At 46.5% G+C, this 25,172-nt stretch carries 19 protein-coding genes; 14 read left to right on the forward strand and 5 right to left on the reverse strand.

Annotated elements, in window-relative coordinates; genetic code table 11:
* The first annotated feature begins 286 nt into the window (after window positions 1-286).
* Window positions 287-2,077, forward strand: coding sequence for an ABC transporter ATP-binding protein (locus tag WD077_07780; protein MEX0967122.1), 1,791 nt, complete (start codon window positions 287-289; stop codon window positions 2,075-2,077).
* A 126-nt stretch (window positions 2,078-2,203) separates the two neighbouring features.
* On the forward strand, window positions 2,204-2,587 hold the full coding sequence (locus WD077_07785) for an RNA-binding protein (protein MEX0967123.1): 384 nt from the start codon (window positions 2,204-2,206) through the stop codon (window positions 2,585-2,587).
* Window positions 2,588-2,795: 208 nt separating this feature from the next.
* Here the strand turns inward: WD077_07785 and wecB are convergent, their stop codons facing one another.
* The 4 genes from wecB to WD077_07805 are packed head-to-tail and all read right to left on the reverse strand — an operon-like array spanning window position 2,796 to window position 6,821.
* On the reverse strand, window positions 2,796-3,929 hold the full coding sequence (gene wecB / locus WD077_07790; GenBank protein MEX0967124.1) for a UDP-N-acetylglucosamine 2-epimerase (non-hydrolyzing): 1,134 nt from the start codon (window positions 3,927-3,929) through the stop codon (window positions 2,796-2,798).
* 53 nt (window positions 3,930-3,982) lie between these two features.
* Window positions 3,983-5,110: a DUF354 domain-containing protein gene (locus WD077_07795; GenBank protein ID MEX0967125.1), complete on the reverse strand. Its 1,128-nt coding sequence runs from the start codon at window positions 5,108-5,110 to the stop codon at window positions 3,983-3,985.
* Complete coding sequence (locus WD077_07800; GenBank protein ID MEX0967126.1) at window positions 5,107-5,904, reverse strand: formyltransferase family protein; 798 nt, start codon at window positions 5,902-5,904, stop codon at window positions 5,107-5,109. The genes WD077_07795 and WD077_07800 overlap by 4 nt, the downstream gene beginning before the upstream one ends.
* On the reverse strand, window positions 5,901-6,821 hold the full coding sequence (locus WD077_07805; GenBank protein ID MEX0967127.1) for a polysaccharide deacetylase family protein: 921 nt from the start codon (window positions 6,819-6,821) through the stop codon (window positions 5,901-5,903). The genes WD077_07800 and WD077_07805 overlap by 4 nt, the downstream gene beginning before the upstream one ends.
* A 270-nt stretch (window positions 6,822-7,091) precedes the next feature.
* On the opposite strand from WD077_07805, the gene WD077_07810 reads away from it, so the two are divergent.
* The 11 genes from WD077_07810 to WD077_07860 all read left to right on the forward strand — a co-directional run bounded on the left by WD077_07810 (window position 7,092) and on the right by WD077_07860 (window position 18,966).
* Complete coding sequence (locus tag WD077_07810) at window positions 7,092-7,973, forward strand: ABC transporter permease (protein ID MEX0967128.1); 882 nt, start codon at window positions 7,092-7,094, stop codon at window positions 7,971-7,973.
* A complete protein-coding gene (locus WD077_07815; protein MEX0967129.1) occupies window positions 7,973-9,019 on the forward strand; it encodes a sulfotransferase in 1,047 nt (348 codons plus the stop codon). The genes WD077_07810 and WD077_07815 overlap by 1 nt, the downstream gene beginning before the upstream one ends.
* Before the next feature lie 2 nt (window positions 9,020-9,021).
* Window positions 9,022-10,311 (forward strand): ABC transporter ATP-binding protein, encoded by a 1,290-nt coding sequence (locus WD077_07820; GenBank protein MEX0967130.1) that lies wholly within the window; start codon window positions 9,022-9,024, stop codon window positions 10,309-10,311.
* Window positions 10,311-12,221, forward strand: coding sequence for an asparagine synthase (glutamine-hydrolyzing) (gene asnB / locus WD077_07825; protein ID MEX0967131.1), 1,911 nt, complete (start codon window positions 10,311-10,313; stop codon window positions 12,219-12,221). The genes WD077_07820 and asnB overlap by 1 nt, the downstream gene beginning before the upstream one ends.
* Window positions 12,222-12,292: 71 nt before the next feature.
* Window positions 12,293-13,525 (forward strand): ABC transporter permease, encoded by a 1,233-nt coding sequence (locus WD077_07830; protein MEX0967132.1) that lies wholly within the window; start codon window positions 12,293-12,295, stop codon window positions 13,523-13,525.
* 48 nt (window positions 13,526-13,573) lie between these two features.
* Complete coding sequence (locus tag WD077_07835; GenBank protein MEX0967133.1) at window positions 13,574-13,753, forward strand: SDR family NAD(P)-dependent oxidoreductase; 180 nt, start codon at window positions 13,574-13,576, stop codon at window positions 13,751-13,753.
* A 218-nt stretch (window positions 13,754-13,971) separates the two neighbouring features.
* Window positions 13,972-15,090, forward strand: a complete 1,119-nt coding sequence (locus WD077_07840; protein ID MEX0967134.1) for an ATP-binding protein — start codon at window positions 13,972-13,974, stop codon at window positions 15,088-15,090.
* A 121-nt stretch (window positions 15,091-15,211) separates the two neighbouring features.
* Window positions 15,212-16,201, forward strand: a complete 990-nt coding sequence (locus tag WD077_07845) for a hypothetical protein (GenBank protein MEX0967135.1) — start codon at window positions 15,212-15,214, stop codon at window positions 16,199-16,201.
* 29 nt (window positions 16,202-16,230) lie between these two features.
* The gene (locus WD077_07850; GenBank protein MEX0967136.1) at window positions 16,231-16,410 is read left to right on the forward strand and encodes a hypothetical protein; all 180 of its coding nucleotides are present in this window, start codon (window positions 16,231-16,233) and stop codon (window positions 16,408-16,410) included.
* Window positions 16,403-17,650 (forward strand): ABC transporter permease, encoded by a 1,248-nt coding sequence (locus tag WD077_07855; protein ID MEX0967137.1) that lies wholly within the window; start codon window positions 16,403-16,405, stop codon window positions 17,648-17,650. Before WD077_07850 ends, WD077_07855 begins: the two co-directional genes overlap by 8 nt.
* 203 nt (window positions 17,651-17,853) lie before the next feature.
* The gene (locus WD077_07860; protein ID MEX0967138.1) at window positions 17,854-18,966 is read left to right on the forward strand and encodes an efflux RND transporter periplasmic adaptor subunit; all 1,113 of its coding nucleotides are present in this window, start codon (window positions 17,854-17,856) and stop codon (window positions 18,964-18,966) included.
* A 231-nt stretch (window positions 18,967-19,197) separates the two neighbouring features.
* On the opposite strand, the gene WD077_07865 is transcribed toward WD077_07860, so the two are convergent.
* The gene (locus WD077_07865; GenBank protein ID MEX0967139.1) at window positions 19,198-20,442 is read right to left on the reverse strand and encodes a DEAD/DEAH box helicase; all 1,245 of its coding nucleotides are present in this window, start codon (window positions 20,440-20,442) and stop codon (window positions 19,198-19,200) included.
* Window positions 20,443-21,950: 1,508 nt separating this feature from the next.
* Here WD077_07865 and WD077_07870 point away from each other — a divergent pair.
* Window positions 21,951-24,446 carry a PKD domain-containing protein gene (locus WD077_07870; GenBank protein ID MEX0967140.1) on the forward strand — a complete coding sequence of 832 codons (2,496 nt, stop codon included), beginning with the start codon at window positions 21,951-21,953 and terminating at the stop codon, window positions 24,444-24,446.
* The last annotated feature ends 726 nt before the right edge of the window (window positions 24,447-25,172 follow it).

The following is a 25,172-nucleotide window of genomic DNA, read 5'->3' on the forward strand; positions in this document are numbered from 1 at the left end:
GGTGGAAGTAGAGTTGTCTTTGGCTGAACTTAAAAAGCTTGAAATGAGCATGGAAAACAATGCTTCCGAAAAGTAGTAACGAAATTTTCCTTCTTGTAATAGCACGGCCTGCTTCATTGCGGGCCTTTTTATGTGTTGTGGTTTTCTGCCAATGTTGCTGTTCTTGTCTATGGCAACACGCCTGGAACTGACAATTGAAGCAGCTTTTATTAACGCTGGCCGGGTGGTAGGATTTGTGCCATGCCGCCCGGATTGAATTTCACCCATCAGCCATATTCAAAATGAGATGAAGCTACTTCTCTCCTACCTCCGCAATTATTGGAAACTTATACTCCTGGCTCTCTTCCTGGCAGCCGTCAATCAGCTTTTCTCTCTTATTGATCCGCTCATATTCCAGCGCATTATTGATGGCTATGTCACTGATTTTGGTGATCAGACTGTTGACGAATTTATCAGAGGAGCGGGTTTGTTGATTCTGCTGGCGATGGGTGCTGCTATGGTTTCGCGAATTGCCAAGGCCTTCCAGGATTTTTATGTGAATACCATTACCCAGCGACTGGGGGCGCAGATCTATAATGATGGAATTCGCCATTCTCTGGAATTGCCGTATCAGGTGTTTGAAGACCAGCGCAGTGGCGAAACGCTCGGAATTATCCAAAAAGTGCGGGAGGATGTTCAGAAGTTGATCTCCGCGATGATCAATGTACTTTTTACCTCTCTAGTGGGGATCATTTTCGTGGTGGTTTATGCCATCAATGTTTATTGGGTCATCGCCCCCGTTTATTTCTCCATGATCCCCATACTCGGCTATCTCAGTTCGGTGCTGAGCAAGCGCATCAAAAAAATACAGAAGCGAATAGTGGGGGATACCACCGCGCTTGCCGGAAGTACAACCGAATCGCTCCGGAACATTGAATTGGTGAAAAGCCTGGGACTTAGCAAGCAGGAAATCACCCGCCTCAATTCCACCACCGATAAAATACTCATCCTCGAATTAAAGAAGGTGAAATATCTGCGCAGCCTCAGTTTCATCCAGGGCACCATTGTAAACCTGATGCGGAATGTGATCCTCTTTTTTATGCTGTTTCTCATTTTCTCAGAGGATATTACCACCGGGCAGTTTTTCGCACTTTTTATCTACTCATTTTTCATTTTCGGGCCATTGCAGGAGTTGGGTAATATTATCAATATTTACCGTGAAGCGGAGGTTTCACTGGCTAACTTCAAACGAATTATCGAATCTCCGGTGGAACCCAGGCCAGCGAAGCCGGTGAAGCTGGAGGCTGTGAATGAACTTGAATTCAGCGAAGTTGTGTTTCAGCATCAAACTGCCCGCCAGCCGGCCCTGAATGGAATATCATTTAGCACCAGGCTGGGTGAGACCATAGCGTTTGTGGGTCCTTCAGGGTCGGGCAAAACCACTTTAGTAAAGTTGCTAGTTGGGCTTTATCATCCCAGAGAAGGCGATATAAAGTACAATGGCCATTCCTACAATGCTGTGAGCCTGGAGGAATTGCGGGAACAGATTGGCTTTGTAACACAGGACACACAATTGTTTTCAGGGACGATCCGGGAAAACCTCCTCTTCGTTCAACCCAATGCTACCGATGACCAGATTCTGGAAGTGCTGAATAAAGCGGCCTGCCAGAATTTACTTGCCCGTGCTGATAAAGGGCTGGATACCGTGATTGGGGAAGGAGGCGTAAAGGTATCGGGCGGTGAGAAGCAGCGGCTTTCCATTGCCCGCGCATTACTTCGTCATCCCACGCTCCTGGTTTTTGATGAAGCTACCTCAGCGCTCGATTCTATTACTGAGGAGGAGATCAACCAAACCATACGTGATGTTTCAGAGCGCAAGGATCATATTACAATTCTCATTGCCCACCGGCTGAGCACGGTAATGCATTCAGATCAGATCCATGTGCTGGAGCGGGGCAGGATCGTAGAGTCCGGAAAGCATCTGGATTTGCTGGACAAGAAGGGATTATATTATGCCATGTGGCGCCAGCAGATAGGAGAGCGGAGTTCCGGACATGAGACAGATATTGTTGAAACCAATCAGGAAAGCTGGGGTTGACAGGTGTTTTCCTCGTTCATTGCGTCAGTAAACGAAAAAAATTATGAACTAAATTGTCAACTTGTAATTTCTCATATAAGAAGAATTATCTTCGTATATATTTTTAACTCCGTAAACGCATTTACAATGAACATTTTTTGTGGCAGCCTCCCTTTCTCCTTAGGAGAAAACGAACTGCAGGAACTATTTGAACAGTATGGTGAAGTATCATCAGCGAAGATCATTACAGACAAAGCCACTGGCAGAAGCAAGGGTTTTGGATTCGTAGAAATGCCCGATGACGACAACGCACAAAGGGCAGTTGAAGAACTGAACGGCTCTGAAGTACAAGGCCGTGAAATCGTGGTCAACAAAGCCGAAGAAAGGAAACCCGACAGCCGCAGAGGCGGTGGTGGTGGTGGCTACGGTGGCGGTGGCAGCCGTGGCGGCAGTGGTGGCGGTGGCTATGGCCGCAGAGAAGGCGGTGGTGGCGGTGGCTACAACAAAGGCGGCAACGACAGAAGATACTAATCGTATTTGCGATAGGAGCTTGCTGCTAAGTTTTGCGGCAAGTGATCTGGCCAGGAAAAGTTTGAGGGAGAACTTCAAACAATTTCTGAAATAACCTACAAATTAATTCTTAAAGGCTTTTACCGGCACTGGCTGGTAAAAGCCTTTTTTGCTTTGCACTATCTTGCTTTCAAAGCCGTGGGAAATCGGCGGGGAATCTTTGCAAACACTAAACGCGAACTGTGCTATTGGCAGGTTTCGCATTGCCTGTCAATACATTCACAAGAATTTCCGTGATTCGTCCAGCCGCTTCCCCATCCCATAATTCCGGCACTCTGCCGGATTTGCGATTGCCTGAGAGCACCCCCTCAGCCGCTTTCTTCACCGCATCCAGGTTGGTCCCAATCAGTTGATTTGTCCCCAGATCCACCGTTACGGGTCGCTCAGTGTTGTCCCGTACCGTAATGCACTGCACACCCAAAAAGGTGCTTTCTTCCTGGATGCCGCCACTGTCAGTCACAATCAGGTCAGCATGTTTTACCAGGGCAAGAAAATCAATGTAGCCAATGGGTTCTGTCAAGATCACATTTTTGTCAAGCTTGTCATAAAGCCCATTCGCTTTCATGTGCTTCGTGGTCCGTGGGTGAGCTGGGAAAATCAGTTTCTTAAATTTTGCCAGATAATTTAACGTGGTTACCAGTTTCTGCAAAAATTCAGGATCATCCACATTGGCCGGACGATGAAAGGTTCCGAGGATGTAATCACCCTGCTTAATGTTCAGTTGGTCGAAAATTTCTGAAGCGTCAATTTTTGGTGTAAGCGCAACCAGGCTGTCAATCATTACATTGCCCGTAAAGAATACTTTTTCATCGCTGATTCCTTCATTCGCAAGGTTCTTCATTCCGCTCGGTTCGGTCACGAAAAGATAATCTGCGAGAACATCGGTTACCATCCGGTTGATCTCTTCGGGCATGGTTCGGTCAAAGCTGCGTAGTCCGGCTTCCACATGCGCCACCTGAATTTGCAGCTTGGAAGCTACCACAGTGCAGGCCATTGTTGAATTTACATCACCCACTACCAGCACCAGGTCAGGTTTTTCCTTCAGCAGCACTTCTTCAAAAGCCATCATGATCTGTGCTACCTGTTGTGCGTGGGAGCCTCCGCTTATTCCTAAGTGGAAATGCGGTTTCGGTAATCCGAGCTGCTCAAAAAATATGTCGCTCATCTTTTTATCAAAATGCTGCCCGGTATGGCAGATGAGGTGTTGAACCTTCTGCGAGTGATTTTTAACGAATGCTTTATGAAGCGGAGCAACTTTGATGAAATTGGGCCGTGCCCCTACTACTGAGATGATCTTTTTCAAAATATTGAATTTTAAATTTTAGGAAAAAACAATTTGACTTCTGCAACCCCGGTTCAGCTTGCGATCTGGAAAGTTGCCGGTTGTTCCATAAATTGTTTCTGGGTGTGCGAGTCGGCCAGCATTTGCTGGGCACTTTTTGGGTAATTTTCAATGAACCAGATCATGAAGGCTGTAACGTCAATTTTTTCGGCCAGCATTTCCTGTCTTCGTTTAGCCCATATTTCCCTTATATCGGGAATGTTCAATAATTCCTTAACCTGGCTCACAAGTCTCTCCGGTTCAGAGGTAGGAATGCCAAAGGTAAGATGGTGCTGAAACTCAAGCTCGTCCAGGTAACTTAGCTTACCCACAAAATCATTGAAGCGGATGGATGGTGTGCCCAACACCGCAGCCTCCGCAGCCATTGTCTGGCTGTCGCCAATATACATGCTCGCAAAATACATGGCATGGTGCATATCCATGGGATCAATAGAAATGCGGTATGGCTCAAACTGCGGCTCCAACTCCCGTTCGGAGGTAATATAGATCTTGCCGCGTGGTTTCAGCAACGAAATAATGCGCTCGGTCAGTTCAGGGGTCATACCGGTTTTACCCTCATCATGGTGTGCCGTTAGTTTGGCAAAGCGTAAAATGAAATATTTCTCCTGGCCATCAAATAGCGGTTCAATCAGTTTTCTGTCTGGATGAAAATATTTGGGTGACAAATACGCCAGTTCATGATAGCCTTTATATTTCACCGACTTAGTATCAAAACGTGTGGTACGTACTACGTGCGGACAAAGAATATAATTGGCGAATGGATACCCTACATTGGCTGTTTTTGCCACCACATCAAAATCATCCTCGTTTACAATTACGCTCGGTCTGCCCAGAAGCTTCCCCATTAGCGAAATAATAATGGAAGTCCCCAGCATAAGGTCTGGTCTAAAATTCTTCACCGTTTTGTAATACCCCAGATTCTTGCTCAGGAACTGCGTCATCAGCCCCAGCTTAGATGAGGTGTTGGTAGTGGCCTTGATCTTAACGCTGTACTGCTTCAGCGATGAACTTGCCAGCAGGTTCTCCAAAACGTCTTTTTCATTGTAGGTGATCATCACCTCATGACGCTTTTGCAGGTCCTGGATAGCTTCTTTAAACAGATGGAAATGGGCTGGGTGGGCAAGGTGAAATACAATCTTCATGAGAAAGCTTTTTTTAGCCGGCTTGCCCGGTATTGCAATGCATCTTTAAAAGTGGGTACCGTATTATATGTGGCGGCATCATCAGGATTATCCAATAATTTATAGTCTCCCCGCTCAAGCACATCCAATGCCTTGAGCATGGCCTTAGCTGCCAAAGTATAGTTTTTCCTTACAATCGTATTAAACGTGTCATCTTTCTCTACCGGGAATTTTTCCTGCACCACGATCTGTCCCGAATCAATGCCTTCATCCACAAAATGTATGGAAACCCCGGTCTCTTTCTCTCCTTTTTTCATTACCCAAAATGGTGTAAGCCTTCCGCGGTTTTTGGGCAAAAGCGCATTGTGCCTGTTCAATACGCCAATCGTGGGGATTTCCAACAGTTCCTTCTTGATGATGCTCTGGCTCTGGTTAATAATCACATCCGGTTTCAACTCCCGCAGCATTGCACGGAAGCTTTTGCTGTTGGGTGTCTTTATTTCATGGGTCGGAATGCCATATTCCTTAGCCACCGCAATAATGGACGGGTCATTTACGCCCGGCACTTTTCCGCTCAGCTTCTTTTTCAGCTTATAGCCATACGTAATCAGCGAATACTTCATAAAGCTTGGCAGTCCCATAATCAGCAGCAGGCTGAGGAGGTAGGTGGTTTTGCTACGGTTCTTCCCGATGGTGAGCCGGTCTCCCTGCGGCACTGCCAGGCCAACCACGTCATTGTGACGCTTTTCCAGTATTTCCTTAAAAAACGGAACGGTATAGACCGGGTCGTCCATTGTTATAATAAATATTCTCATAGCAGTCCTTTCTCCTTGCAATAGTCTTGTATGGTTAAAAATTTATAACCGCGCTTGCTGTAATAGCTGATCTTATTTTCATATAGAGGAATGGCTTTGCGGCCCAGGTTCTTCACCTTCAACTGGCCGCGGATCAGGTCGGCCAGCACGTAGCTGACAAAGTTGGTGGCCCTGCGCTCCACAGTACGTGCTCCGTTTGCTTCCTCTATAAATTCGTTGGGATGAATATCGAAAACCAGCGGCTTGCCTGACATTGATGTTTCAGCATGCAAAACCTGGCGTTGCATCTTCGTAACCGTGGGGAATATACGCATCGTGGTGCCAACATAAGGAAAGATCATGGCTGTCAACGGAATTTCCACCAGCGGACTGTTTCCCTTTTTAAACAGGTTTCCTTCAGCCGTGCGGTAAGGAAGCCGTGGCGCAGACAGCCACTTCAGCTTTTTGAGGCCGCCAAACGACATAAACATATCGAACCGCTGTGAGGCCACCGAGCTGTCAGTCCTGAACCCGGTTTCAATGAGCGCATGGGATGTATTTGAATTGACCCGGAGCGCAGGTGCCCGGAAGGATATTACTTCCTGCCCCGAAATATCTTCGAGGATCTGCTTCGATTTTCGCAGGTGCTCCACCTGGTCCTTGTATGAAAGCACATCGAATCCATGAAAAACCTCGTGGGAGTAGCCGTGCGAGCCTACTTCATGTCCGTAGGGAAGTATCATCTTCACCACTTCCGGGAACTTCTCAGCAATATAGCCCGTGAAATAAAACGTGCTCTTTACATTATATTTCTGATAGAGATCGAGAAGGATAGGCATTCCCTCTTCCAGTACCTTTTTTCCCGTCTCATCCCGCAATGTGTTGTACCAAATAGAATGTGTCTCCACATCGTTGGTCAGCAAACAATATTTTTCCAAGTGCTTAAAGTATTGAAATACAAATAACCGTTAAATAAATATTTTTTCCTCAATTTGCTTCTAAATTTTTTGAAGCAAGGAGCCAAATATATTGCACTGCAAAAGTAGCAAAACTACACTGTCATTGAGTGTTTCATCTTTTAATAAAAAAAATGGCAACCCGGGATATAAAAAACTATTTCCTATTTTTTTGGAAAGAAGCCAACGTAAAGAAGGAAAATGAATGACGGGCTTAAACTTTAGCTTTGAAACCACGTACGCAGAAAAATAATGGAAAAGGAAACAGGATCTCTGGAAGTCACAGAAAGCAATAAGCAGCAATGGACGCTGGTGCTAGAGCCGTCACGCGGATGGTTTGATTTGCACCTGAAAGAGGTGTGGCAATACCGCGACCTGCTGCTGCTCTTCGTGAGGCGGGATTTTGTTTCGGTTTATAAGCAGACCATCCTGGGGCCGCTCTGGTTCTTCATCCAGCCATTGCTCACTACGCTGGTGTTTTTCGTCATTTTTGGTAAAATCGCAAAGATCCCTACCGATGGCATTCCGCAGCCGCTCTTTTACCTTGCGGGGATTGTGGGCTGGAACTACTTCGCTGAATGCCTTCGCACCACTTCCGACAGCTTCAAGAAGAATGAGCACATTTTCGGCAAAGTTTATTTCCCGCGCATCATCATGCCCTTGTCAGTTGTCATTTCCAACCTACTGAAGTTTGGGATACAGTTGTTGCTGTTCCTGGCCGTGATGGGTTGGTACCTTTATATGGATGCGGCAATTTCCCCGAATGCGTATGTGCTGCTGTTCCCAATGCTGGTCCTGATGATTGCAGGACTGGGGCTGGGGTTCGGGTGCATCATTTCTTCCCTCACCACAAAATACCGCGACCTCAGTTTCCTCATCGCATTCGCTATTCAGCTTGGATTGTATGCCACGCCCGTCATTTATCCGCTTTCAGAAGTTCCGGATTACCTGCGGCTTTTCGTGCTGCTCAACCCCATGTCATCCATTATCGAAGCTTTCCGGTCCATGTTCCTGGGGACGGGCGCTTTCAATATCGGCTATCTCGCCTATAGTTTCATCGCCATGCTGCTTATCCTGGTGAGCGGGATCATCATCTTCAACCGCAGGGAACGCACATTTATGGATACGATTTAATGAGCGTACAGCCAAAGCATATCTTCATAGGTGGCCCAAACCGCTCCGGTACCACGTTTCTGCAAAAGCTCCTGGTTTTGCATTCTGAAATTAAGGGCGGTCCTGAATTCGACTTCCTGCCAAATCTTTTGCGGATTTATCGCAGAATGAAAACCGATTTCCATTTGCAGCGTCAGGGTTATTATTATAACGAGGAGAAGCTGCGGGTGGAGTGGTATCATTTCTTACGAGGGATGATAGATCGACAACACCCCCCTGCCCCTCCGAAAGAGTCCGGAGTCCTTCGGACCCTCAAGGGGGGAGTTTCGGAACCTGCGGTTCCTTCGGATGAGGCAGCTCAGTCTCACCAATTAGGGGATCGGGGCGTGCTTTCAAAACGCAAAACGCAGAACGCAGAACCCAGAACCCGGAACCCGGAACCCGGAACCCAGAACGCAGAACCCAAAACCTACCTCTCCGAGAAAACCCCGGACAACATTTACGTAGCCAGGGAACTGCTGGAAATTTTCCCGGAAGGGGTATTTATTTATATGTACCGCGATGGCCGTGATGTGCTGAATTCCCTGAAAAAGGTGAAGCAGCGGATGAAACAGGACGGAAAGCAGCCAAAGCTGAAGATCAGCCTTCACCATGAGGCCATGCGCTGGAACAGCAGCCAGAAACGTTACCGGGAACTACGGAAAGACGGACGGTTTTCAGGCCGTCATTTCGCCATACAATATGAAGCTTTGCTGCGAAATCCGCAGGAGGAACTGCAGAAACTGATGGCCTTCCTGGGCCTGGAACTGGAACCACAGCAGTTGAAACCAGAACAATTTGGAAGTGAACAAACGCAATCGGTGGTAGACACGGTGTGGTACACAGAAGCCATGTACCGCCAGCCATTCGAAACCAAAAACATCGGCAAATGGCAGCAAGGGATGTCCTGGCAGGAAAAGTTAATGGCCAATGTTCTAATGGGCGAAGAGCTGGCACGGGCGGGATATTCTTACAGCACAGTTGCGCTAAAGATGCAACAGCTTTTAAAAGGAGCTAAAATTAAATGAGAATGCAAATAGAACATCTCAGCAAGCAGTACCGCCTCGGGACGATTGGGACAGGAACGCTGGGCCACGACCTGAACCGCTGGTGGCATCTTGTTCGCGGCAAAGCTGATCCATACCGCAAGCTTGGTGAGGAAAACAACCGTGAAGCGGCAGGCCGGGAGCGGTATGTATGGGCGCTGAAAGATGTATCATTCAATGTGGAACAGGGCGAAGTGATTGGCATTATTGGAAATAATGGCGCGGGAAAATCCACGCTGTTGAAGATACTTTCCCGCATCACGGCACCTACGGAGGGCGTGGTAAAAGTGAATGGCCGCATTGCCAGTCTTCTTGAGGTTGGCACCGGCTTCCATCCTGAACTGACGGGGGAAGAGAATATATTCCTGAACGGGGCCATTCTCGGCATGTCCCGCCAGGAGATCAAAAACAAGTTCGATGAAATTGTCAGCTTTTCAGGCACTGCACGGTACATCAAAACGCCCGTAAAGCGATACTCTTCAGGAATGCGCGTGCGGCTTGCCTTTGCCGTAGCAGCGCACCTGGACCCGGATATCCTGGTGGTGGATGAGGTGCTGGCCGTGGGCGATGCAGATTTCCAGAAGAAGGCCCTGGGAAAGCTGCAAAGCGTAAGCAGCCAGACGGGGAAAACGGTGCTTTTCGTGAGCCACAACATGGAAGCGATCAACCGGCTTTGTCAGCGCGGGCTGGTGCTTGATAAGGGAAAACTGGTCTTTTCCGGGACGGCTGCCGAGGCTATCCAAGCCTACTCTACCCTGGGCCGGCAGACCGAAGCCAGCGAATTGCGGACGAGAACCGACAGGAGTGGAAAAGGGGATTTCAAGTTCACCAACGCCTGGATTGAGAATGAGCACCACCAGAGAATTGCTGATGCAGAAACCGGGTCAGCCTTACAGATAAAGGTGCTGGTGGAGCCCCAAAAAGATACCCTGCCCATTGATGCTTATGCCTCAGTAATTGTGCGTGATGCCTTTGGTGCCCGGCTTTTCACGCTCTCTGCCGGGATGCTGAACAAACGGTTGCACTTTGGTAGTGCCACCCTCCTCAGCTTTAATATTGCACAACTGCCACTGCCGGAAGGTCAGTACAACTGCGACCTATATCTGGCAGAACAAACAGGCGGAAAGGGAGTGCAGGATTCGGTGCATAATGCCTTTCCGCTGTCGGTTTTTGGTAATGACTTTTTCAAAACCGGGCAGCCGCAAGCCCAGGGACTGGACAAGTTTTTTGTGGGTTTCACCGTGGTGGCCGGGCCTCTAAAGGAACATGTATAATGTGTGGCATTACTGGCATTTGGCACTTAAATGGGCAGGTCTTGCCCCGGCAAAAGCTTGAGCGGATTACCCGCAGCATTGCCCACCGTGGCCCGGATGGCGAAGGTTTTTATCTGGATGAAAATACGCCTCTCGGCCTGGGCCATTTGCGGCTTTCTATCCTCGATTTATCCGCTTCCGGGGCACAGCCTATGAGCTACGGAAACGGTCGTTTTCAGATTGTTTACAACGGGGAAATATTCAATTTCCTTGAACTGCGAAATGAGCTAAGGCAACTGGGACATTCTTTCATTACCGAAAGCGATACTGAGGTGGTGCTGGCCGCTTTTGCCGAATGGAAGGCGCAATGCCTGCTGAAATTCAACGGCATGTGGGCTTTCGCAATATGGGATGTACAAGAGCAGATGCTCTTCCTTGCTCGCGATCGTTTCGGCATTAAGCCGCTTTATTATCTTCATCGGCCAGGGAATATTTTTGCTTTTGCTTCCGAAACCAATGCCTTTAAAAATCTCGAAAATTTTAACCGGGAAATAGATCTTGAAATGACAGTACGTGCAATCCGGGACGCGGCAGCCCTGGAAGGCAGCGGATATACCATTTATAAAAACCTGCGACAATTGCTTCCCGGCCATTTTATCTATTATAAAAAAAATGATGTACAGGTCCGGCAAAAGCGATGGTGGAACACGCTTAGTCATTTGCCGGAAGTGCCGCAACAATATGAGGAGCAGTGCGAAGCTTTCCGGGATCTATTCGCGGATGCCTGCCGGTTGCGGCTGCGCAGCGATGTGCCGGTAGCTTCAGCTTTGAGCGGAGGAATAGATTCCACAGCCGTTTATTCAATGATTTATCATTTAAAGGATCAACAGGGCGAGCGGAAGGCGCAGGAATGGCAAAAGGCTTTTGTGGCAACTTTCCCCGGAACTGCGCAGGACGAGCGGGAGTTTGCTGAGAAAGTTGTCCAACAAACCGGTGGAGAAGCGGAGTATCTGGAAACAGACTTTTTCGATTTGCAAAATACCCTGGTGGAAAGCACGATTCAGTTCGATGCCATTTACGGTTCACCAAATTTTATCCTGAACCCGGTTTACGCTACGATGGGGCGCAATGGCTATAAAGTTTCGATGGATGGCCACGGAGCAGACGAACTGCTCTTTGGCTATAGCGCCATGATCAGGGAAGCACTGACACTGGCCGCTACAACAGGAGCGGAGGAATGGCAAGTTGCTCTGGAAAAGGTGATAAAGGAAATGGGGCCTGCGCCAATATTTCATGCTAAAAAAAATACACAAGCCGAGGTTTTTAATAAATTATTTAAAAGCATTTTAAAAAGACTAAAAAATGGTTTAAACGGAAAACCAACACGTGGGTGGCGAAACGGGTTTGAATTAAAACCGTTGCCAGCACTTACCGATTCTGAAGTTAATATCCAGACGCTGGATGAATACAACCGGATTACCTGGAAATATTTTCACCAGAATCCATTGCCTGCCATCCTGCGGAATTTTGACAAAGCCGCGATGCGCTATGGAGTGGAGGTGAGAATGCCATTTATGGACTGGCGGCTGGTCTGTTTCTGCTTTGCACTGCCAATGGAAAGCAAATTACGCGGGGGCTTCACCAAGGCGGTATTGCGAGATGCCCTGCAAGGAATCATGCCCGATGAAATTCGCACACGAAAATTAAAGACCGGCCTCATCGCACCAATGAACGATTGGTTTTCCGGCCCGCTTGCATCATTTATCATGGATACCGTAAGCAGCCGTTCATTTATTCAAAGTGATTTGTGGAACGGACCGGTGATAAGAGATTTTGCAAAAAATAAAATAATAACGAAAAGCTGGACCATGGACGATGGCCACCGTTTCTGGCCTTATCTGAATGCACATATTTTGATGACAGGGAATTGATGCCGGGGAAAAATACGTTTGTGAGATCAGGAATGATCAATTTCGCAGAATAGTAAAACAAGAATTGCCAAATGTTCGACTTTGATAAATGGCAGGAAATATTTCATACGATTTCCAAAAATAAGCTGCGCACGCTGCTCACGGGTTTCAGCGTGGCGTGGGGTATTTTCATCCTCATCATTTTGCTGGGTACGGGCACCGGTTTGCGGAACGGAGTACAATACGCTTTCAGGGACGATGCCACCAACAGCATCTGGATCAGGAAAGGGCAAACGAGCATTCCTCATGACGGAATGCAGCCCGGCAGGCGCATTCAGTTCGACAACCAGGATTATGAGCAACTGGCGCAGGAACTAAGCGGCTCCCACCACATTACCGGGCGCTATTACATCAGGGGCGCAACCCAGGTGACTTACAACAACGAGTTCGGAGCTTATGACATTCGCTCAGTCCATCCGGATCACCTTCATCTGGAAAATACCATCATCACCCAGGGCAGGTTCGTGAATAAAGCAGACCTGACTCAATTTCGTAAGGTGGCGATAATCGGGGAGTTGGTAGCGCAGGAAATGCTCAAAGTGCCCGATCCCATCGGGCTTTATATCAACATCAATAATATTCCTTTTAAAATAGTAGGCGTATTTAAAGATGCTGGTGGCGAGGGCGAAATGCGGCAGATCTACCTGCCTATCACCACCGCCCAAAAGGTCTTTGGCGGAGGCAACCTGGTGGACAACCTGATGTTTACCACAGGCGATGCAGATATGGAGGAAGCGACCAAGATGGCTGACCGGGCTCATCAAACGCTTGCCAACCGCCATAATTTCTCCGTGGAAGATGAACGGGCAGTATTTATCAATAATCGCAATGAAGATTTCCAGCGCTTCAATGAAATGATCACCGGCATCAATATATTTATTTGGGTAATCGGCATCATGACCATCATTGCCGGAATCATTGGCATAAGCAACATTATGCTGGTGGTGGTGCAGGAGCGAACCCATGAAATTGGTTTGCGCAAAGCGCTGGGCGCAACTCCGGCTTCTATTGTCGGGCTTATTTTATTGGAATCTGTTTTCATCACAGCAGTAGCGGGGTATATCGGGTTGGTGCTGGGTGTGCTGGTGCTGGAAACCGTAGCGCCCCTTATTCCCGCATCTGATTTCTTTCACAACCCCGAAGTGAATCTGCAGATCGCTATTACGGCAACCATCATCCTGGTGGTGGCGGGTGCCCTGGCAGGGCTTGTACCCGCCATGCGTGCAGCCGGTATACAACCCGTGGATGCACTGCGGGATGAGTAGCCACTCTCCCGGGTTTTGTTAAGTTAGCTGCCTCAATATTATGCTCCTATGAAAAATTTATCTTCCCGGTTTAGCGATAAAATCGTTGTTATTACCGGTGGCTCATTAGGTATTGGATTGGCTACGGCTCACGAGTTTGCAAAGTTGGGATGCCGCCTTGCATTGATTTCAAGAAGAGAAGAATTGCTTCAAAAAGGAATCACCCTGAATCCATTGAAGCTTTTGTAAAATATACAGGGGACGCAATATGGTAATGGCCGTTTGGCGGGTTTTTCTAAATTTTGATTCAACTGCCTGCGAAGATGTTGTGAAACTTCTCCGGCAGGAATCCTCTCCGTTTAATTCCAGGGAATTCCAAATCATTGGGAACGCGAACGAGAGTGCTTGGTGGGGACATTCTTTTTGCGTACATTGCGTTACGTAAAACATGTAACGCAAAACGTGCAATGAAAACACCCATCAATCCTTTTGTTATCTCCGGCTATGCAGGGGCAACGTATTTCTGCAATCGTCAGGAGGAATTGGCGTGGATACAGGACCAAGTGCTAAACGGACGAAATATGGTGCTTCACTCTTGGAGAAGAATGGGCAAAACCGCGCTCATCCAGCATTATTTTAATACATTTCAAAGCAAGGACAATCTTTTTATTTATGCAGATCTCCTTTCCGCAACTTCCCAAAATGAAGGGCTACATCTTATTATACAGGCAGTTATTAATAAATTAGGAGGCCTTGAAAGAGGGATAGGAAGCACACTGAAAAAACTGTTGGGCCAAATTGGCGCTACCATCTCTTTTGATAATGTTACGGGTATGCCTAAGATTAAACTTGCTTTGCAGGATACGGAGCAACCGGAACATACACTGGAGCAAGTAGGGGCATTTTTGTCATCACAGAATAAAAATGTCCTGTTTGCCATTGATGAATTTCAGCAGATCGTCCATTTCGGGGAGAAAAATACAGAAGCCCTACTCAGAGGTTGGATACAGTCCCACCCCGATTTACGCTTTCTTTTCAGCGGAAGCCATCGAAATCTGATGATCTCCATGTTTAGCGAAGCGAACCGGCCATTTTACAGATGTGCCTCTATTTTTCAATTGAATAAAATAGATGAGCAGGACTACCGTAATTTTATTCATGAAAAATTCAATAAAGCAAAAAAAGAAATACCCAATGAAATTATAGATGAAATATTAAGCTGGTCCAGGTATCAAACTTATTATATTCAGCTCCTTTGCAACAAGATTTATGGGAGCAACCAATCACCGGACATGAATTTAGTGTATTCCATTCTTAATGACATTATTGAGCAGGAATTACCGGTTTTTTATAATTATCAGAAGCTTTTGACTAGCACCCAGTGGAACGTTCTTACTGCTATTGCCAAAGACGAACCCGTACGCAATCCTTTGTCCCAGGACTTTCTGCAGCGGCACCGCCTTGGCGCAGCCAGTTCTGTCAGAACTGCGCTGGAGGCACTGGTTAAGAAGGAAATGGTAATTTACTGGAATGACACCTATCGTGTACATGATACTTTGCTTTGCCGATGGCTTCAACAGACCTGAAATTTTTTAAAAGAAAGCGGAATGAATGAAGGCATCCCGATAACTTTTGCTTGCACCTAAATTTTGGATCAGCTACAAGTACGGACTTTATTTCACATCTTTAGCCTTCAATTATAAATGTATGGAGCCAGGACTTGAAATTCAGAACACGCTGTTTAGCCTGATAAAGATGGGCTTGCCGAAGCATTTTTCGTTGGTAGACGAGGTAGCAGATTATCTCAATGTGAGCAACGATAGTGCATACAGGCGCATCCGTGGAGAAAAGCAGTTGTCCATTTCAGAACTCGCCATTCTCTGCAAGGTCTACAAGGTTTCGTTCGATTCGCTGCTCAGCATTGACAATCAGTCGGTGGTGCTGCACGGGCGGCCACTGCAAGCGGATAAGCTCACCTTTGAGCACTATCTGGGAACAATGCTGGCGCAGTTAGGGCAAATAAGGCAGGCGGAAGAGCGGCAGATAATTTATTATGCTAAAGACATTCCCGTGTTCCACTTTTACAATTTCCACAATCTGGCTGCTTTTAAATTTTACTTCTGGATGCGGATTATTCTGGAAGTGCCAGACTATCAGGAAAAAAAGTTTAAGGCCAATATAATTGACGATAAGTTAATCGAAACAGCCAATGAGATTATCCGGGTATATACCCAAATTTCTTCGGTGGAAATATGGACACCGGAGATTGCCAACAGCACCCTGTGGCAACTAAGGTATTGCGAAGAGATGGCGCTGTTCGAGTCTCAGCAGGACTTGGATACACTATATACCGAACTACAAGGGCTGATAGCCCACGTGGAACTTCAGGCGGCTGCAGGGGTAAAGTTCCTACCCGGACAGACGGCTGCTAACGGTGCAGCAACCCTGGAGCTTTACAACAACTCCATGCTGATGGGCGATAATGCCATCTTTACCATTACGGACGGCAAAATGACGTACTACCTGATACATGGCGTCATTAACTATCTCGCCACTATCAATGAGGCTTTTTGCAGGTATAGCCATGCCTCACTGAAAAATATCTGCAAGCGATCTTCCCTCATCAGTTCTGTGAATGAGCGGGAGCGAACACAGTTTTTTAGAAAACTTAGGGAGAAAGTGGTAGTGAATAAGTGATAAGTAGTAAGTGGATAAGTGATTAGTGAATGGTGATCGGTGATGAGTGGAGGATGGGCTGGATGCGGGCCTCAATATTTTGGTATAATCGGCTTCAGCCAAATTCCTACACGGCATTTCCCGCTTTCTCTCCACGTGAACTAAAGGTTTTACGCATTACTTTTGAAGCCAACCCGGCAACTATTGCGGTAATTACCAACTATGTTTGATCAGGATCGCTGGCAGGAAATATATAGTGCGTTGAGCAGGAACAAGCTTCGCACTTTCCTCACCGCTTTTGGCGTGTTTTGGGGTATTTTGATGCTCATTATCATGCTTGGATCCGGCAATGGACTCAGCAATGGCATTACACGGAATTTTTCCGGACTGGCCACCAACAGCTTTTTTCTCTGGACGCAGCAAACCACCAAGTCCTATGCAGGCTTGCCTCCGGGCCGTAATTTTTGGCTGCGCAATGAAGACCTGATAGCGCTGAGAGACCAGGTGCCGGAGGCGGTGGTGATAGCACCCCGCAACCAGCTTGGCGGCCACAGAGGCAGCAACAACGTGATGCGCGGCACTAAGTCCGGTGCCTTCAGTGTAGCGGGCGACTACCCGGAGATTCGCCAGATCAAGCCGCTGGATATTGTGGACGGGCGCTTCCTGAACCATCCTGATATTGAAGAAAAGCGCAAGGTAGCCGTAATCGGCACGCGGGTGCAGCAACTGCTCTTTGATCCGGACGAAGAACCTATCGGAGATTACATTCGAATCAATGGCGTGTACTTTAAAGTAGTGGGAATATTCGCCACGCCCCAGAGCGGTGAGCGGGCCGACCGGGAAAACCTGACCATTTATATTCCTTTCAGCAGCTTTCAGAATGCTTTTAATTATAACAATCGAATCGGCTGGTTTGCTTTCCTGTCGAGTGAGGATGTGCCAGCAGCGCTTACCGAACAAAAAGTGAGGCAGGTGCTCAGTGGCCGTCATCGCATTCATCCTGATGATGAACGGGCATTTGGCAGTTGGGGGCCGTATGAAGAAATGTCCAAGATCAACGGGCTTTTCCTCGGCATTACCACGCTTATCTGGATTGTAGGGATCGGGACTTTAATGGCTGGGGTAATTGGTGTGAGTAATATCATGCTCATCATAGTGAAAGAGCGCACCAGGGAAATTGGGGTAAGGCGTGCGCTTGGCGCCACTCCTCTGAACATAGTGAGCGAGATCATTTTCGAGGCGGTGATGCTGACAGCACTGGCCGGTTACCTGGGACTGGTAGCCGGAGTAATTTTGCTGGAAGCCATTGGCAATACCATACAGGGCGGTATGTTTTATAGTCCGGAAGTGAACCTTGGGGTGACTTTGCAGGCTTTGGCCATTCTGATCGTTGCCGGAGCGATGGCCGGTATTTTTCCGGCATTCCGGGCCGTTAGTGTGCAACCGGTGGATGCGTTGCGGGCCGGGTAGGTGTTTGTATTTGTTATGATTGAACATTAAATGTTTTTAATAAAATTTAACTTTTAAATCTAAAATTTTAAAATATGTTAAAAAATAAAGTATCTGTAATAAGTCCTTCTTTTCAGGATCGGGCTTTATTTACTTTGTGTAGCAAATCATTATTTTAAAAATTCAATAATAGGTTTCAATTCAAATAAATTTCACAACCCCAAATGCGGACAGCAATTAAAATAACATTAGGTTTAATATTATTTGGCATTTTCGCCTGGACCCTCTGGTTCCTTTATCAGAAGAATCAGGAAAAACCTGTGATGTATGAAACCGGAGAGCCGTTTATCACGGACATTGTGCAGAAAACGGTGGCTACAGGATCGGTGGTGCCGCGCAAGGAAATTGAGATAAAGCCGCAAGTGTCAGGCATTGTGGACAAAATTTATGTACAGGCCGGAGAGCAGGTAAAAACCGGGGATGTCATCGCACGGGTGAAGATCATCCCGGATATGGTGAACCTGAACAATGCCGAAAGCCGCGAGAACCGGGCAAAACTGGCTTTGCAAAATGCTGAGCGCGATTTTAACCGCAGCAAAACGCTTTATGAGCAAAAGGCCATTAGCCAGGCCGAATACCAACAGATGGATCTGGCCCTGAAAAATGCACGTGAAGAAATGGAAGCGGCTTCCAACAACCTGCAGCTTATCCGGCAGGGGAGTACTTCGAGGAGTGGAAGCAGCAGCAACACGCTTATCCGCAGCACCATTGAGGGGATGGTGCTGGACGTGCCGGTAGAAGAAGGCAACAGCGTAATTGAAAGCAACACCTTTAACGAGGGAACCACCATTGCCACAGTGGCGGATATGAATGAAATGGTATTTGAAGGGAAAGTAGACGAAAGCGAGGTGGGTAAGATAAAACCGGGCATGGACCTGATCCTCACGATCGGAGCCATTGAAGGATTGACTTATCCTGCACGGCTGGAATATATTTCGCCAAAAGGTGTGGACGAGGAGGGCGCAATAAAGTTTGAGATAAAGGCCGCGATCGCTTTGGAAGAGGGGCAGTTCCTTCGGGCTAATTACAGCGCTACGGCCTATATTGTGCTGGACAAACGCGATTCTGTCCTTGCCATTCAGGAGAGCCTGCTGCTGTTTGAAGGCGACCAGGCTTTTGTGGAGGTGGCCACCGGAAACCAGGAATACGAGAAACGGTCGGTGAAACTTGGCCTGTCAGACGGCATTAAAGTAGAAGTGCTTGAGGGTGTGCAAAAAGGTGAAAAGCTCAAAGACCGGAATAAAATTGTGGAGGCTGGCGAAGTGGAGAAAAGTTGAGGATTAGGGTAATAGGTGGTTTTACCACTAAAATGGGGGTTTTGCCACCAAGACACTAAGATACAAAGTAACACTAAGGTTTTTTTAGATGATTTAGCCACTAAGGCTCCAAGACAGAAAGAAACACGAAGGGTTTATATTTTCATTATTTTAATTATAACAAAAAACAGGGCTGACCACGGAAAGTAATCCCGTGAAAAACCCTGTTTCATTATTAATATAAAATTAACGCTATCTTACGGAAGCCGTTCTTGGCCTGCGGCTGTTCCAATTATTAGAACCCCTGTTTTCAGGTTTGCTGAAGTGGGATCTTCTTGGTTTTTCAGAAGCGCTTCCGGCTTTGTCAGTAGGTTCGTAGCCGGGAATTACCTGGGCTGTTAACTTCAAACCTAAAAGTTTTTCAATTCCTTTTAAGTAAGAAATTTCGTCAATGCTGACAAGAGAAACGGCTTCTCCGCAGGCACCTGCCCGGCCTGTGCGGCCAATGCGATGCACATAATCTTCGGGCACATTGGGCAACTCAAAGTTCAAAACGTGGGGCAGCAAAGGAATATCGAGACCACGGGCCGCAATGTCAGTCGCCACCAACACGTGTACGCTCCCCCGCTTGAAATCGCTGAGGGCCTTAGTGCGTGCTCCCTGGCTTTTATTACCGTGGATGGCTGCTGCCTTAATTCCGCTTTTTTCCAGCTTTTCGGTGAGGCGGTTAGCACCATGTTTCGTACGGGTAAAAATCAATACCTGCTTCCAGTCACCTTCTGAAATAAGATTGATGGTGAGCGCAGTTTTTTTACCCTTGTCAACTCTGTATACCGTCTGATCAACTTTTTCAGCCGTGAGAATTTCAGGCGTAGCCTCTACTAATACAGGATCGTGAAGGAAACCGCCCGCAAGCGCTTTAATTTCTTTGGAGAAGGTAGCAGAAAACAACATATTTTGACGCTTTGGTGGCATCAGAGTCAGTATCTTCTTTATGTCTCTCAGGAAACCCATATCGAGCATCCGGTCAGCTTCATCTAAAATTAAAAATTCAACTTCAGATAAAGAGAGCGCCCGTTGGTTGTGCAGATCCAGCAAACGTCCTGGCGTGGCGATCAAAATGTCAACGCCTCTGCGCAGGGCAGAAACCTGCGGGTTTTGATTTACACCGCCAAAAATGACGGTAGAGCGGATGTCTAAAAAAGCACCATAATCTTTAATGCTTTCAGAGACTTGTGCAGCCAATTCCCGTGTTGGGGTCAGGACTAATGCCCGGATGGGTCTGCGTCCGGGTTTTTGATTTTGTGATAAAATTTGTAATAGCGGCAAAGTGAACCCGGCTGTTTTGCCGGTTCCTGTTTGGGCCGAAGCCAAAACATCGCGCCTGTTTAAAATGAGTGGAATTACCTTTTCCTGAATAGGCGAAGGCGTAGTGTATCCTTTTTTGCTGACAGCTTTCAGCAGGGCATCGGACAAGCCCAGAGAATCAAATGACATTTAAAAATTGTTTAGGAAAATGACAATCTTTTACAAATGTCATTTAGTGTATGAAGCTACAAAGGTAGGGCAAAACCGTGCCGAAGTAGCATACGCAGCATGGGCGTGTTAAATTCGGTTTCGGGGTTCGGCTTCTTTTGGCTGCCTTTGCTGCGATGGTTTGCGCAAGCGGAGTAGGAGGGGGGATTCAGAAATCTTTTAGTAAAAAAAGAAGTATTTTAAATAAAATAATAGCTTCTATTGAAAGAACTCAGACTTTTTATATTCCGTTTTAAAATGAAAGTCATTTTTGTTTTACTGTGAATTCTTAAGCGCTTTTTTCATTTTCTAGTTTTAATAATTCAACAAATTGATTGGTGCTTCTGGCCGGCTGTTTTGAGATTGCATGTTGAGGTCTTTAAATATAGAACCCGCCATCACGTGCGCCAACCGGGAGGTTAGCGTTTTACCGCCACGCTTCCGACCGGGGAATAGCGAAGATAGGATACGCCAACCGGAAGGTTTAGGGTAATGTAGCGTTTGAAGTCAAGCTTTTGAGGCAAATATATATTTGTTGGATAGGCATTATTTCCCTCAAGGATTTATTTGTTGTAAGCCCAATAATATATTTTGCTGAATGACCAGAATAAAGTTAGATTTGATCTCTTGATCATTCTTAAGTTTTAAGCTTTATGAGACCCATTATATTCATCTTCTTCACCGTGTTTGCCTTTTCTTTCTTCCAGACCCATAACGCCAGGGGCTCCCATGCAGCCGGAGCTGATATAACCTGGAAATGTCTTGGCGGTGATAGCTTTATGGTGCTGGTAACAATTTACAGAGATTGTAACGGGTGCAATATTATAGAACTAGGAGGGCCTTGTGCATACACTCTTCTCCGGGTGAAACCAAGTTGCGGTACCAGTCGCGTATATTACTTGAATGTTATGTCAGTTACAGATGTAACGAAGGTGTGTTCTAAAAGCTGTAGCCGCTGCGATACTTCTACTTGCGGTTTTGCTTATGGTATTCAAAAAATAGTTCTTGGCAAGGTAATAAATCTTAGCACTGATACCTGTTGTGATTTTACATTGTCCGTAAACATATCAGCTAGAACTTCCGCCATTACAACAGGAGGATCAAATAGGCCCCTTTTTATAACCTCCTTATTGAATAAATGTGTAATCCCATGTAATAACTCCCCTTTTTTTCAAACTCCGCCTACTCAAATATTTTGTGTAGGCCAATGTGTTCAAGAAAATTTAGAGGCCCTTGATGAGGACGGGGATTCTTTGGTCTACTCACTCACCAATCCCTTACAGGGATTAGGTAATTTCGTCCCGTGGTTGGGCAATTATAGTTATAACAAGCCCCTTTATTTTACTGGATTTCCAAATCAGAATCTGTCATTTAGTCCACCGCTCTGCAGAGGGTTCCATTTTGATTCCACAACGGGATTGCTTCAATTCAAACCTACACTTTCACAAATCACATTGGTAGCGTATAAAGTTGAGGAATATAGAAATGGAGTGAAGATAAGTGAAGTTATGCGGGATGTGCAGTTAACGGTAATGAGTTGTACACCAAATGCACCTCCGGTGATGACAGGGATTGATAGTACGCAGTCATTTAAAACTACTGCCTGTGCCGGAGGAACGCTTTGTTTTAAACTTTATGCCTCCGACTCTAACGCTACTGATACCTTTATTTGGAGTGTGGATACCCTGTTTCCAGGTGCGATACTAACTCCTGATTTGCCTACAGGAAGCATTATGACATTCTGCTGGACCCCGCAACTGTCAGACACCGGAAAAACCCATTATGTAAATATTTCCGTGAGTGATGATAAATGCCCTCTTCCTTCTTTTTCCACCAAAAAATTTGAAATAGAGGTGATTGCAGATTCCATTGTGAAGGTGAATGTTGACAGTAATTTTACAACTTGTTATGAATGGAAATCTATTCCTTTATCAGCTTCGCCTACTGGTGGATCATGGTCCGGGCCTGGAGTTTCTTCATCTTATTTCAATCCGGCTCTTGCTGGCGTGGGAATACATTCCCTCTTCTATAGAGTTTCGGGTGGAAATTGTTTTTTTAGTAATGTAGTGAGGGCCACTGTACCTCCTAATCCTGAGGCGGCCTTTACTACTTCAGCTACACTGGGCGTCAATCCGCTATCCACAAATTTTCTCGATACGACTTCAGGCAGCATAGCCTCCTGGCAATGGGATTTTGGCGATAACTCTTCTTCCAACATTCAAAACCCTTCGCACAACTATACGATGTCGGATAGCTTTGATGTGCAGTTGGTAGTAACGGATACGCTTGGTTGCAGGGATACGCTGCTAAAAAAGGATTATGTAATTGTGCTAGACAGCATTTCCACGGTGAGCGACTTTGCTGTTTGCATAGATGCCGCACCGATAGTGTTGAGCGGCTTTCCCTATGGTGGAACATGGGCAGGCCCAGGAATGACCGATTCTACTTTTACGCCCTCAATAGCCAATGCAGGTATCCACTGGCTGGTATATGCAATTCTTATTAATGGTGTTCTCTACACTGATTCGGTCCAAGCCACGGTACGCCCTCTTCCCTACCTGAATCTTTCCGGATCACCAAGAAATGGAGCATTGGCACTGGAAGTAGCTTTTACCGGAATTTCCTCAAGCAATATTGTGCAGTGGAACTGGGACTTTGGCGATCTGGACAGCAGTTTTTTGCGGAACCCTACGCATTTATATACAGCACCGGGGGAATATAAAGTCAGCCTAACAGCAACAGATGCAATGGGCTGCATCCGCAGTATAAGTGCTAACAGGTATATCAGGATTACCAACCCCCTTGAAGCCGGTAGCAACTTTTCACTTTGTCCGGAAGCCACCAAAATCCTGAGTTCCGGTGTTCCCAAAGGCGGCATTTGGTCAGGGACAGGCGTATCAGCAGATTCGGTGTTTAATGCAGCGGCAGTCGGGCCGGGACAGCATTGGCTTTATTATACCGTTACGGTTGAAGGCATTCCATTCACAGATTCGCTGGAGGCCACAGTATTTGATCCGCCAATTGCTGATTTTACAGCATCAGTCACTGGAGGGGTCACCCCGCTAAAAGTAATGTTCGATGATATTTCAACCGGCAACATAAGCAGTTGGAAATGGGATTTTAGTGATGGCCCGGGCGCAACTGTCCAACATCCTGTGCATACTTACGCGGTTGCTGATACTTTTGATGTGCAGCTTACCGTGGTGGATATAAATGGATGCAAGGATTCTCTCCGTAAAGCTCGTCACATTATTGCCTTGCCGGGTGTGGATGGCGGAGTGGATTTCCTGATGTGTCTGGCATCAGGTTCCAGGGCCATGAGTGGTAACCCTGAAGGAGGCACCTGGGCAGGACAGGGCATCACGGGTGCGCAATTCAATCCTGCTTTGTCAGGAATTGGTGATTTTGAATTAGTTTACACCATCATGTTGAATGGAAATCCGATAAGAGACACAGTTCAGGCGAAGGTAGTGCCTATGCCAAAAGCAGGATTCACAGCCTCACCCCTCAGTGGTTCCTTGCCATTGTTTGTCCAGTTCACAGATACTTCCATTGGACCAATTGCAAAATGGTTTTGGTATTTTGGCGATGCAAATACCTGGACAATACAGAACCCTGCACACCAATATTGGAATCCGGGAATTTATACGGTAAGTCTGGTGGTCGAAGATTCCAACGGCTGCCATGATTCTGTAAGCATTCCTGCTTTGATTAACGTAGTTGTCGGTCTGGAAGAAAAAGGAAAAACCACTGTATTTCTTGTGTATCCTAATCCTGCAAAAAACGAAATTATCGTCAAGTTAAATAATGATTGTAATGAGTGCATGATACAACTCATTGATGCCGCAGGAAAAATAGTACATGAAGAAAAATTTGCCCAGCGCCATCTACAGATATCAAGAAATGGGTTGCCAGCCGGAACATACTTGTTGAAATTCACAGGTTTTGAAGGTGCGCAGGAGGTAAGAAAAGTTATTTTTGAATAGTAGCCATGCGCAATACTTGCGCACCAAAGTTCAACTTGTTAAACTGGCGATGCAGTAATGCTACGAGTTACGCTATCGCTAAACTCGCACCAGGGGTGGCCATTGCGGCACTGGCAAAAAGGGATATCCGGGAGAGCTTGTTCCAGACGCGTTGTTGTTAAATTCATCCCGCAAGTCTTCGAAGGCTTCATAACTCAACTGGAGCAAGATGTATCTTAATAGTATTTTTATTTCTCGCCAAGGCGCAAAGGCCTTAGCGTCTTTGCGTGAGATCTTTTGCGTGCAATCATTTCATCAGCAGATAAGGTTTGAAGTTGTTCTTTTACCTTGTCCACCCACAGTTAGTCAATGAAATTGGCAATTTCCTTCCTTTTGTTGTGTAGGATTTTGTAAACGCCAAAATCTAAGTCCTGCGAATCAAACTGGAAAAGTTTGTTCAGGAATAACTTGAGTTGGTCAAGAGGAGCAGAATTGTTCGCTATTGTCATCGAAACGTTGTTCTGTTATCGGCTTTATTGGTTCAAAAAGGCTGTGCAGCTTCTATGACTGCGGGAGGCAAAGTAAAGACAATAGGGGAAGTTTGCTGCGGCTTGTTGCAATATATTCTCCCCATTGGTAAAAGGCCATATAAGAGAGACATAGGGAAAATTGTATGTTGCGGCAATATCCGGGTGTCTTAGACCCCTATTTCTTGGAGAGATTTTTCAAAAGAGTTTAGGTCTATTT

It is taken from the genome of Bacteroidia bacterium, assembly GCA_040880525.1.
Lineage (GTDB): Bacteria > Bacteroidota > Bacteroidia > CAILMK01 > JBBDIG01 > JBBDIG01.

Bases quoted from the DNA above. Each gene is read 5' to 3' on its own strand.
- WD077_07780 (MEX0967122.1), top strand. From the start codon at position 287: ATGAAGCTACTTCTCTCCTACCTCCGCAATTATTGGAAACTTATACTC.
- WD077_07785 (MEX0967123.1), top strand. From the start codon at position 2,204: ATGAACATTTTTTGTGGCAGCCTCCCTTTCTCCTTAGGAGAAAACGAA.
- WD077_07795 (MEX0967125.1), bottom strand. From the start codon at position 5,110: ATGAAGATTGTATTTCACCTTGCCCACCCAGCCCATTTCCATCTGTTT.
- WD077_07800 (MEX0967126.1), bottom strand. From the start codon at position 5,904: ATGAGAATATTTATTATAACAATGGACGACCCGGTCTATACCGTTCCG.
- WD077_07810 (MEX0967128.1), top strand. From the start codon at position 7,092: ATGGAAAAGGAAACAGGATCTCTGGAAGTCACAGAAAGCAATAAGCAG.
- WD077_07815 (MEX0967129.1), top strand. From the start codon at position 7,973: ATGAGCGTACAGCCAAAGCATATCTTCATAGGTGGCCCAAACCGCTCC.
- WD077_07820 (MEX0967130.1), top strand. From the start codon at position 9,022: ATGCAAATAGAACATCTCAGCAAGCAGTACCGCCTCGGGACGATTGGG.
- asnB (MEX0967131.1), top strand. From the start codon at position 10,311: ATGTGTGGCATTACTGGCATTTGGCACTTAAATGGGCAGGTCTTGCCC.
- WD077_07830 (MEX0967132.1), top strand. From the start codon at position 12,293: ATGTTCGACTTTGATAAATGGCAGGAAATATTTCATACGATTTCCAAA.
- WD077_07835 (MEX0967133.1), top strand. From the start codon at position 13,574: ATGAAAAATTTATCTTCCCGGTTTAGCGATAAAATCGTTGTTATTACC.
- WD077_07840 (MEX0967134.1), top strand. From the start codon at position 13,972: ATGAAAACACCCATCAATCCTTTTGTTATCTCCGGCTATGCAGGGGCA.
- WD077_07845 (MEX0967135.1), top strand. From the start codon at position 15,212: ATGGAGCCAGGACTTGAAATTCAGAACACGCTGTTTAGCCTGATAAAG.
- WD077_07850 (MEX0967136.1), top strand. From the start codon at position 16,231: ATGGTGATCGGTGATGAGTGGAGGATGGGCTGGATGCGGGCCTCAATA.
- WD077_07855 (MEX0967137.1), top strand. From the start codon at position 16,403: ATGTTTGATCAGGATCGCTGGCAGGAAATATATAGTGCGTTGAGCAGG.
- WD077_07860 (MEX0967138.1), top strand. From the start codon at position 17,854: ATGCGGACAGCAATTAAAATAACATTAGGTTTAATATTATTTGGCATT.
- WD077_07865 (MEX0967139.1), bottom strand. From the start codon at position 20,442: ATGTCATTTGATTCTCTGGGCTTGTCCGATGCCCTGCTGAAAGCTGTC.